We start from the raw sequence: 9,456 nt of genomic DNA, 5'->3' as shown, positions 1-9,456 counted from the left end.
CCACGAAAGACCACCGCCATGCCAATTCGATCACGAACCAATACCAAGCCGAGCCCCCGGTCCGCCTGTACTGAACGCCAAAATTCAGCCAAAACCTCAGTCAGCAGTCGCTTGATTGAGGTCTAGTCCTGTGCTTTCTATGAAGAAGCCGCCAAAAATATTAACAATGCGACACGTAGTCGATTTCGGAAGCAACTTGGCTATCGGTAATTTTCGATATCATTCAAGCTTAACTCAGGCTGCGATTTTCTCTGCGAAAAGCGGCGGGCGTCTGGCCAATGTGCCTACGGAATTGCACCGTTAAGGCACTCTGGTCACAGAAGCCCGCATCGACTGCGATTTTGGCAATCGGATCGCTGGAACCGATTAACGCAGCGCATGCTGCGCGGATACGTGTCCTGATAATAAAATCCTTGACTCCAATTCCGAAGGCTGACTGAAATCGACGTTGCAATTGACGTACGGATACATCCGCAAAGTCTGCCAATGACTCGACAGTTAGATCACCGGCGTATTCTCTTCGTACGAGGTCGACAACGGGGCTAATCGCGGCGTGTGAACGAAATGCTTGCTGCTTGCCTTCATAGCTTGAAACCGTTCCCATGATGCCGATGACGCGGCCATCCTGTCCGAACACGGGGTACTTGCAAGTGACAAACCAGTCAAGCACCCGATCGCTGCCGTACCAACTTTCTAAACGGTTGATGAGGGGAATCTGGCTGGCGATTACTTGCCGATCATCGCGGACAAAGCCTTGGGCAACATGCCGAGGAAAATAGCAATCGTCTGTTTTCCCTATGATCTCTTCCTCTCGCTCCATTCCCAACCGATTTAAAAGCGGAGTGCTCGCAAAGATCATCCGGCTATCAATGTCTTTTACGAAAAAGAATGTGTCCGACAGATGGTCAAATGGCTTGCAGAATTGCTCACCACGATTACCCAGTTTTTCCAGGAAGGTACTCCTTGCAACGACTTCATTCATCAAAATAATACTCACCTAGCTTTTAAAGACTGACCACTAGCGACGTGTTGATTTAGTGAGCCGATGGCGGTAGCCGCTGGGTTTTCCGCAAGTAAGCCGACATTCGAGGCCTGTGGCTAGTGCCATCGGCTCACATGAATTGCGTAATCCACGATATCAACACGCCCTTACGCGATAATTTCTTTGATGACCTCGCCACCGAATTGCGAGAGTTGTTTATATCGTCCGCCGTGGAAGTAGGTCAGCTTGTTGTCATCAAGCCCGAGCAGGTGAAGTAAAGTGACATGCAAATCGCGAATGGGGTGCACGCACTCGACGGCGGCTGACCCGAGTTCATCAGTCGCTCCGACGACCCCAGGCTTCACTCCGCCGCCGGCAAACAGCATGGTCATCGCTTGGCTGTTGTGACCACGCCCAAGCGAGTAGACGCCGCCGCGTTTGTTATTGTCGGGCGTTCGCCCAAATTCACCGGTCCAGATCACGAGCGTGTCTTCCAGCATGCCGCGCTGCTTCAGGTCGCGAATCAACGCCGCGATCGGTTTGTCGACACTCTTGATTCGTGACGTGTGTCCACGTTCCAAGTAATCATGACTGTCCCATCCGCCGCTGAAAATCTGCACAAAGCGAACGCCACTCTCTACCAACCGCCGGGCCATCAAACACTGCCGCCCAAACACCTTTGTGTCGGCATCACCCAGTCCATACATTTCCTGAGTCTTCTGTGACTCGTTTGCCAAGTCGATGACGCCCGGGACTTCGGTTTGCATGCGGAACGCCAGTTCGTAACTCTCCATCCTGGCCGACAGTTTCTCATCTTTTTCACCGATCGATTGCAAGTGACTTTCATTAAGCCACGCAAGCTCATCGAGTGCACGACGTTGATGCTCTCGGGTTTTGAATCCTTGTGGAGCGAGATCCAGAATCGGTGACCCCTGCGGTCGCAATCGCGTTCCCTGATAGTATGGCGGCAAAAAACCATTACTCCAGTTGGCCGGTCCACCTTGCGGTAGAGCCAATTCGGTCATGACAACGTAACCAGGAAGATTCTGGTTCTCGGTCCCAAGTCCGTAATTAGCCCAGGATCCCAGCGCGGGATCGCCGCCAAGCCGACTGCCCGTGTTCATGTGAAAGAGAGCTTCAGGGTGATTGAGCGACTCCGCTTGGCAACCTCGGAAATTGCAAAGCTCATCCGCAACGTAGGGATCAGCCAAGTGCTTCCACTGATCGCACATTTCAATTCCATTGCTGCCGACTTTCTGGAATTTGAACGGGCTGCCCACGAAGAACTTGAAGCCGCTTTCCTGACCGAATGCCAGTTTTGATTCCTGCTTGTGAAGACGTGACAGTTCCGACTTGGGGTCAAATGTATCCATGTGACCGGGACCGCCCTCCATGAACAGCATGATCACGTTCTTCGCCTTTGCCGGCAGCATCGGCTGTTTCGGAGACAATGGCGACGAAGTTGCTTTTACTTCATCGGCTTGTAGCATCGACGAAAAGGCAACCGATCCGAGTGATGCGCCAAGGCTGTAGATAAAGTCACGTCTTGAGTTCATTTTTCGAGTCTCTTATTTATGACTGATTGAGTAAGCCGTGACGCGTAAAGCGGCCGGGCTACTGTTCTGGTTGGCTTCTTGTACTGCCCGGGGCCTTACGGCCATCGGCTCACTCGACATAGATAAATTCGTTCGTGTTGAAAAGCAGCAAGCACATGTCTGCGAGTGCTCGTGTTTCCGAGCCGACTTCGCTTGGTTTCCTGTCGGCTTCATAACGATCGAACACCGGTAAAATCTCCTCGTATTCAAATGTCTCTCCGCTGAATTCTTCGACGAGTGAACGAGTGATACTAGCTGGGTATTCCACTTCCTCTGCATTAACGTTCTCGTGATAGGCGGTCATCTCTTTGACGTATCGGCTCAGCCGCTCGAGTTCTTGCTCCGTCGGTTCACGCAACAGAATCAGCTGGAAGGCAGTCCGTATCTGGTCTGCCATCTCTTGCGATTCGGATTGCAGACGCAACGCCATCGCGATGGATCGATCGGTGATTAGGTCGCTGTTGAGGAGTGCAAATACCTGCGGCGCAACGGCGGCGGTTTCTCGCTGCTCACATGATTCGTTCGGGTTGGGCTCATTGAATAGCTCGGTGAACGGGTCTGCCTGGCCTCGAACACCGTAAGCATAAATGGTTCGCCGATTTCTCAAGTCCGGTGTCGGCGAAGGTTGATACGCAGGCGCCAGCGAGAACTGAATCATGCGAGGTTGCAACGCCACCTCCATATTGATTTCCGGCATGACTGGCACACCACCATCACAGTGAACCAATTCGCCTGTTGCCGACAGCATCGAGTCGCGTAGCTCCTCGGCGGTCAGGCGTCGCCTTGGGAAATGAGACAACAGCGAGTTGTTTGGATCGACCTCGGCAAGTTGCTCTGAGTCTGTCTTGGTCGTCGATCGACGATAGACATCCGACATCATGATCAGTCGATGCATCCGCTTGATCGACCAGTCACCTTCGACAAAGTCTTCCGCTAAGTAGTCGAGCAGCATCGGATGAGTTGGCTTGGCCCCTTTTCCGCCGAAGTTATTGGCGTTGGCAGCGATCCCTGTGCCGAAGTGATATTGCCAAATACGGTTAACGATACTTCGAGTCGTCAACGCGTTTTCTGGATTAGCAATCCACTTGGCCAATTCCAACCGCCGACCATTCACGTCATTGGTCAGTAGGTAGGGATCATCCGATTGAGTCCCAACAGTTAGTGTCAGAGCGCTGAGCACACCAGGAAAAACGCGATCCCCCAAAGCCGTTAATGCACCGCCCGACAAGATAAAGCTCTCCTGCGGATCGGCGTCAGCGTGCTTACGACTGATGCGCAGCTTGCGAGCCCCATTCCAGGCCAGATCAGTCTTTGCTGCGTTGTAGACGCTTTGCGCCATCGGCTCGTAACGTTCCAAACGTCGCGTCCAAATCCATTCGTCTTGTTCGCGAACTTTCAACTGTCCCTGTTCGACATGATCCAATCCCACATGGCGGGGCGGTTTCATTTCGTCCGAGTCATCCTTACGTTCATTCTCCGATTTGTATGGTAAATCATGTTCCTTGTACCAAGCTCGCGCCGCGGCCTCCTGCTTCACCACAATTCTGTTCTTCTCCTCGACAGCGAAGTCCAGCATTCGCTGCACATGAGCTTTACCAGCCTCGAAGTGGCTTAGGTCTTCCTGGGGCAAGAACGGAACGTTGCGTTCGGCCATTTGCGTCGTTGAAAAAGCCGAGTACACGCGGTAATAATCGCGTGTCGGAATTGGATCGAACTTGTGATCGTGACATTTGCAGCAGCGAAGTGTTTGCGACAAGAACGTCTGGCCGGTGATGTTGACAACGTCGTCCAGATAAATCTGTCGTGCTTCGTCGACCTCGACCATCGCGTTATCCCAGGGGCCTAACCGCAAAAAGCCAGTGGCAACGAGCCATTCTGATTCCTGCTCGCTGTACTTACCTTTCAACTGAGCCTGATTGACAGCTTCCTGAGAACCACTGTTCCTGACACGAACGGATGCGTCAGCCAACTCGTCACCGGCAAGTTGCTCGACGATGAATTCGTTGTACGGCTTGTCTGAGTTGAAAGCACGTATGACGTAATCTCGATAACGCCACATGTTGGATCGTTCGAAGTCGTTCGACATGCCTCCCGTGTCTGCATAGCGCGTGACATCCAGCCAATGTCTGGCCCAGTGTTCGCCATATCGAGGGCTATCCAGCAAGCGATCAATCAACGCTGCCAAAGCCTGATCCGGCTGCTTCGAGTAAGCTTCGTTGAAGTCGGCGACGTCAGCGGGCGTTGGTGGAAGGCCCGTTAGGTCGTAGGTTGCGCGGCGGATCAAATCGTTGGCATCCGCGAGCGGCGCTGCAGTGATTTCTGCTTTGTCAAGTTGTGCATCGACGAAGTGATCGATCGCTTGTTCACGCTCGACGTCGGCTGGCAATAGTTCAGATTTCGCCTTCACTGGTAAGAAGGCCCAAAGATCTTCCGGCGGATACCTTCGGCTGGTCCATTGGTCCGAGGTACCACCGCTCGTATCGACAATCATTCCTTCGTCGGTCACCCGCTTCCTGGCCTCTTCCTCACGGTAAGCTGCCTGAGTTTTCTCGTCGGGCCACGGAGCTCCCTGTTCGATCCACTTGCGAACCATTTCGATTTGTTGTTCGGTCAGTCGATCATTCTCTTTGGGCGGCATCTCGAGTGATTCCCACTTAATCGCAGAGACGAACGTTCCTTCGTCTGGCTTTCCGGGAACGATCGCCGCTTCTTCCGACTCACCGCCGCGCAACAACGCTTCGCGAGTCAACACGCTGAACTCGCCCTTGAGGTCGTCGGAATCGCCACCGTGACAGCCCTGACATTTGTCTTTCAGCATCGGCTGGACTTTCAACGCGAATAATCGTTCGGCTGACTCGTCTGCGTAAACGCCGGCGGCCAACACCCAACTCGCCAGTACGTGGACAACGATTGATTTAAAACTCATTTGGACTTCCATCGCGATACAACTGCAAAATTTCATCTGCGGACAATGCGTCCGAATACAAAGCAAAATCGTCCATGCTCCCATTCAGGTTGCGCAGCACGAATTTCGGATCCGTGCGGTACATCGGCTCGCTCCAATTACAGATTGAAGCGGGGCCGATGCGAATCGATTCCACGATTTGATCATTGGGAATCGGCTCGCTGCTGATCGAGATCCCGTTCAAGTAGTGTGTGACCAGAGCTTGATCGACGTCATACGTTACGGCCAGCATGATCCAACGACCGTTCAGCGACGCATCCCAAATTTTGGGCGAGTAGAAAACAGGCTGGTCCAACTCGGAAATACCATCAGGTCGGGGAACCTTCACCGAAAAGAAAACCCTCCCATCATCCATCAATTGCCAGTGGGGTTCACGATCTTCGTGTCCGTCGGTCAGGAACAACGAGTTGTACCAGCGATCCAGGCTATTGATCTTTATCCAACAGAGCATGGTCAGACTGTGGTACTCGCCCGGCACGTCCAGACGCACTCGACTTCCGATGCGACTGAAATCTAAAGCGGCATCGCTGTGCCCCCAACGATCCGTCGTCGGTGTCGCGGCGACGACCGATCCGTCCGATGAAGGCTGGGCTGCGGCGACAGCCAGATTCTCGATTCGATTGTCTAGCGATGGGTTGGATTGAAGCTGATAGTAAGCAACCAAACGTGGGTCTGCCTCGATTTCGCGTCGAGCTTCCAACCAATCGGCGAATCGTTTCTTCTGCTTGTCTCGCAGGAAACCTTGAAACTCACTTGGCCCGACGGATTCAGTTAATGGTGCTAAGGCATCGACCAACTTGCCCGAACGAGACAGACGGCGAGATAGACCGGCGTCGATCCGAAGCGAATCGCTGTTCCGAGGCTGAAGTTCAACTTCACCGTCGACCACATGAACGTCCGCTCCACCGTTGTCCACATTGATACTAAATTCTGTTCCAAGATCGATGACATCCCCATTATTCGTTTTGATCTTAAAACCCTGGGCTGGTTCCGGAACACGCGCCCGTGCAATTCCGCGATCCATCGTGACCTGCATCGGTGAATCGATGGAAAACTGAGCGTCGCCTTCGATCACCATCTGAACACCGCTAAAAAGCTCGATGTGCACGCGTCCGGATTTCAAATGCAATTCACCTGTCGGCAACAAATCACCTTCGACCAGCGGGCTGCCGGACCAGACAGCACCGTCTTGACCGCTGAGAACGGCAAAGCCACTCGCGGACGGCTCCACCTGTGCGGCAAGTGCGCTTTCGCTGTCCCGCGAAGTTGGAATGATGTCTGTTCGATTGAGGAAGATAATCAGCAGCACTGAGGCCGCGATCGTCACCAAAGCCCCGGAAAGAATCTTTACCCACCGCGCAGGTTGATACTCGTTAATAAGCTGATGCTGGGTGATATTCGTTGCCGTTGGGATCGAGGTCGCTTCCGAAGCCTCTCGCTCTAGCAGCATGTTCAGTCGTAAACGGCTGTAGTACTGCTGCCTGACATCCGGATCGACGATCAATTCCGCTTCAATCCGCAACAAGTCGGCTTCGTCGATGCTGCCATCAATCAGCGAGTCTATCAGCAATAGTCGCTCTTCTTGATTCACGTTAGTGTTCCTCAGCTAGTAAGCGACGTTGAATACATTCCAGCAAGGCTGTGCGGAGTCGACTGAGTGTGACTTTGGTTCGGCACCGGTACCAAAGCCAATACCAAATCATCGTCGTCTGATTTGCTCACATCATCTCGCGCTGATGCAAATGGTTTCGAACCTCGGCAGCCAGCTCTTTTCCGTAGGTCGACTCAATGAACGTTAGCCTGACCTCTGCTTCGTTCAAATTGCGATGGATACGTCGGATTGCGTCGAAGGCCATCCGACGCAGACTCGTGGAAAGATTGCACATCTTGGTGATTCGATCCGTCGGTGACATCCGCCGAAACAACTCTAGTTGAATCGCTTCGGCTTTAGCGGAAGTGTCGGTCGTGTACGGCTGCATAGGCTCCATTTGTCATTACCCGGCTTTTCTCTATTTCTCTGCGGAGAAATCTCAGCAGATGGTTGAACAGCTACCCCCTCAAATGAGATTTGCTCGAAAACCCAGCGTTTTGCCGTGTGAATCCTTTCCGTATCCGGACCGTCTGGGAGAGTCGGACGACTCTTAACCCGAACGGACAGAGAAACGAAGAAACAGAGAAAACGGCCCCAAGACGCCGAAATGTTCCCGATCCCATAACCCAGGGTAATTACCGGCCCCAAGAAACGAAGAACGCGGCCCCGCGCTGCCAGACTCGCAAACACCGCGAAACACGGGGCAAAAACGAAGAAAGGCCGGCATGCTGAGCATGCCGACCTTTCGTTCACTTGTGGGTCTGAAAGCGTTTGGAACTTTCAGAGAAGTTGAGCAAACCACACCTCGCTCAAACCGCTCGGGAGAGCTCGGGAAATCCCTATGTATTTTCGTAAGTCGTTTGATGAAAACATGTTACGACGCATCTTTCGGGTTCATTTGTGATCCAAATCACATCACCCGAAAAGCTATGCCAGTTGGTAGACGCTTTCGATTCGAATTCGAATCTGTCCCGGTCACGGAATTCTAGTGACCACCGTTAACTACCTCTCGAACCGGCGTTTGTCATCCTGGAATGCCACTTGACTTTTGTATCATGCGTGCAACACTTGTTTTGGATCTTATGGTGGAGCGTAATCTCCAGAATTGCGAGAAAGCCATCTCCAAATAACCCGGACCCGTTGCCATGCCTCATTCCGAAATACTCGCGCGCATCCAGAAACGAAAACAGGATCTTGAGATATCTGTTTCCGATCTCGCGCGCCGGAGCGGGGTTTCGCGGGCCACGGTCATTCGGATTCTCGGCGGTGAGGAACATGAATTCTCGTTCGCAAACTTGCAGGCCATTCTGCTCGCCTTGGGTATCTCTCTCGATCTAACAGAGATTCCCGCCGAGCAATTCCGAGATCAGATTGCCACCGCAAAAGCCAAACGTTTGATCGCACTTACGCAGGGCAATGTGGCACTCGAGTCTCAGGCTGTCTCGCGGGCTTCGGCTCAATCGCATCTCGAAGAAGCGAAAGCTCGGATTGCATCGTCCAGTCGAAAACTGTGGGCCTCATGAACACTGGTCGTGGCAAGGGCACGGGGCTTGGTTCTAGCGGGAAAGATGACGACACGCCGTTTGATGGATCGGGCCTCAAACTCAAGACGATCAATACACGGCGCGAGCTCAACGAAGTCGAGTTTGCTTCGATCCTTCGCGTGACAGAGAAATACTTACTGTCGAAACCCTCCCGGAAGATCGCACCGTTCAATTTTGATTGGCTTCTCGGACTCCACTGTGAGATGCTTGGTTCGATCTGGAGCTGGGCAGGCGAGATCCGATCGACTGAAAAGAACATCGGAGTGAGCCCCAACATCATCGCCGCGGAGCTCGGAGTCATTGCGATGGAGGCCGACAAGCGACACAACGAAAGCGGTGATCTCGTCGTTGCAACGGCGGCTGAGTTTCATCACCGCGCCGTCTGGGTTCATCCCTTTGAAGATGGGAATGGTCGCTGGGCTCGGCTCTTGGCGAATGTGTGGCTGATGCAACACGACCAGCCAGCGACACTCTGGCCGGCGACCGATTTGCGAAACACAGAAAGTCCGATTCGCGACGAATACATTGCAGCCATCAAGCAAGCCGATATGCGAAACTATGGGCCGCTGATCGACCTGCACCAGAGGTTCAGCGAGTGACACCACAACCCGAAGGAGCTAAAGAATAACGATGCCCAGTTTCACTCCCACTCAACCCGCATTATTCACCAAGGACGAAATCGGTTCTGCGTTTTGAGGTTTGGCCATTGCGAAACGCAGCGAAGCGGATTGCGAGTCTGATTTTGACCGACCGCGCACAACGCCCCCCTCCCCCAGAAT

7 protein-coding genes are annotated in these 9,456 nt (G+C 53.2%); 2 read left to right on the top strand and 5 right to left on the bottom strand.

Annotation, left to right across the window (positions count from 1 at the left end; genetic code table 11):
- Window positions 1-229: 229 nt before the first annotated feature.
- From Pla100_RS29980 to Pla100_RS29960, 5 genes are all read right to left on the bottom strand, one after another.
- Complete coding sequence (locus Pla100_RS29980; RefSeq protein ID WP_231603813.1) at window positions 230-997, bottom strand: helix-turn-helix domain-containing protein; 768 nt, start codon at window positions 995-997, stop codon at window positions 230-232.
- A 152-nt stretch (window positions 998-1,149) separates the two neighbouring features.
- Window positions 1,150-2,538: a DUF1501 domain-containing protein gene (locus tag Pla100_RS29975; protein ID WP_146583034.1), complete on the bottom strand. Its 1,389-nt coding sequence runs from the start codon at window positions 2,536-2,538 to the stop codon at window positions 1,150-1,152.
- 109 nt (window positions 2,539-2,647) lie between these two features.
- Window positions 2,648-5,503, bottom strand: coding sequence for a PSD1 and planctomycete cytochrome C domain-containing protein (locus Pla100_RS29970; protein ID WP_231603812.1), 2,856 nt, complete (start codon window positions 5,501-5,503; stop codon window positions 2,648-2,650).
- Entirely contained in the window at window positions 5,493-7,133 is a 1,641-nt protein-coding gene (locus tag Pla100_RS29965; protein WP_146583032.1) for a LamG-like jellyroll fold domain-containing protein, read from the bottom strand. The genes Pla100_RS29970 and Pla100_RS29965 overlap by 11 nt, the downstream gene beginning before the upstream one ends.
- Window positions 7,134-7,260: 127 nt before the next feature.
- Window positions 7,261-7,521 carry a hypothetical protein gene (locus Pla100_RS29960; protein ID WP_146583030.1) on the bottom strand — a complete coding sequence of 87 codons (261 nt, stop codon included), beginning with the start codon at window positions 7,519-7,521 and terminating at the stop codon, window positions 7,261-7,263.
- Between the two features lie 757 nt (window positions 7,522-8,278).
- Between Pla100_RS29960 and Pla100_RS29955 the strand changes: the two genes are divergently transcribed.
- Both Pla100_RS29955 and Pla100_RS29950 read left to right on the top strand, forming a co-directional pair.
- Complete coding sequence (locus Pla100_RS29955) at window positions 8,279-8,656, top strand: helix-turn-helix domain-containing protein (RefSeq protein WP_146583028.1); 378 nt, start codon at window positions 8,279-8,281, stop codon at window positions 8,654-8,656.
- Window positions 8,653-9,276, top strand: coding sequence for a Fic family protein (locus Pla100_RS29950; protein ID WP_231603811.1), 624 nt, complete (start codon window positions 8,653-8,655; stop codon window positions 9,274-9,276). Before Pla100_RS29955 ends, Pla100_RS29950 begins: the two co-directional genes overlap by 4 nt.
- The last annotated feature ends 180 nt before the right edge of the window (window positions 9,277-9,456 follow it).

Source organism: Neorhodopirellula pilleata, from assembly GCF_007859915.1.
Lineage (GTDB): Bacteria > Planctomycetota > Planctomycetia > Pirellulales > Pirellulaceae > Rhodopirellula > Rhodopirellula pilleata.
Note: the sequence above shows the minus strand (reverse complement) of the source record. Positions and strands in the feature narration are given on the sequence as shown.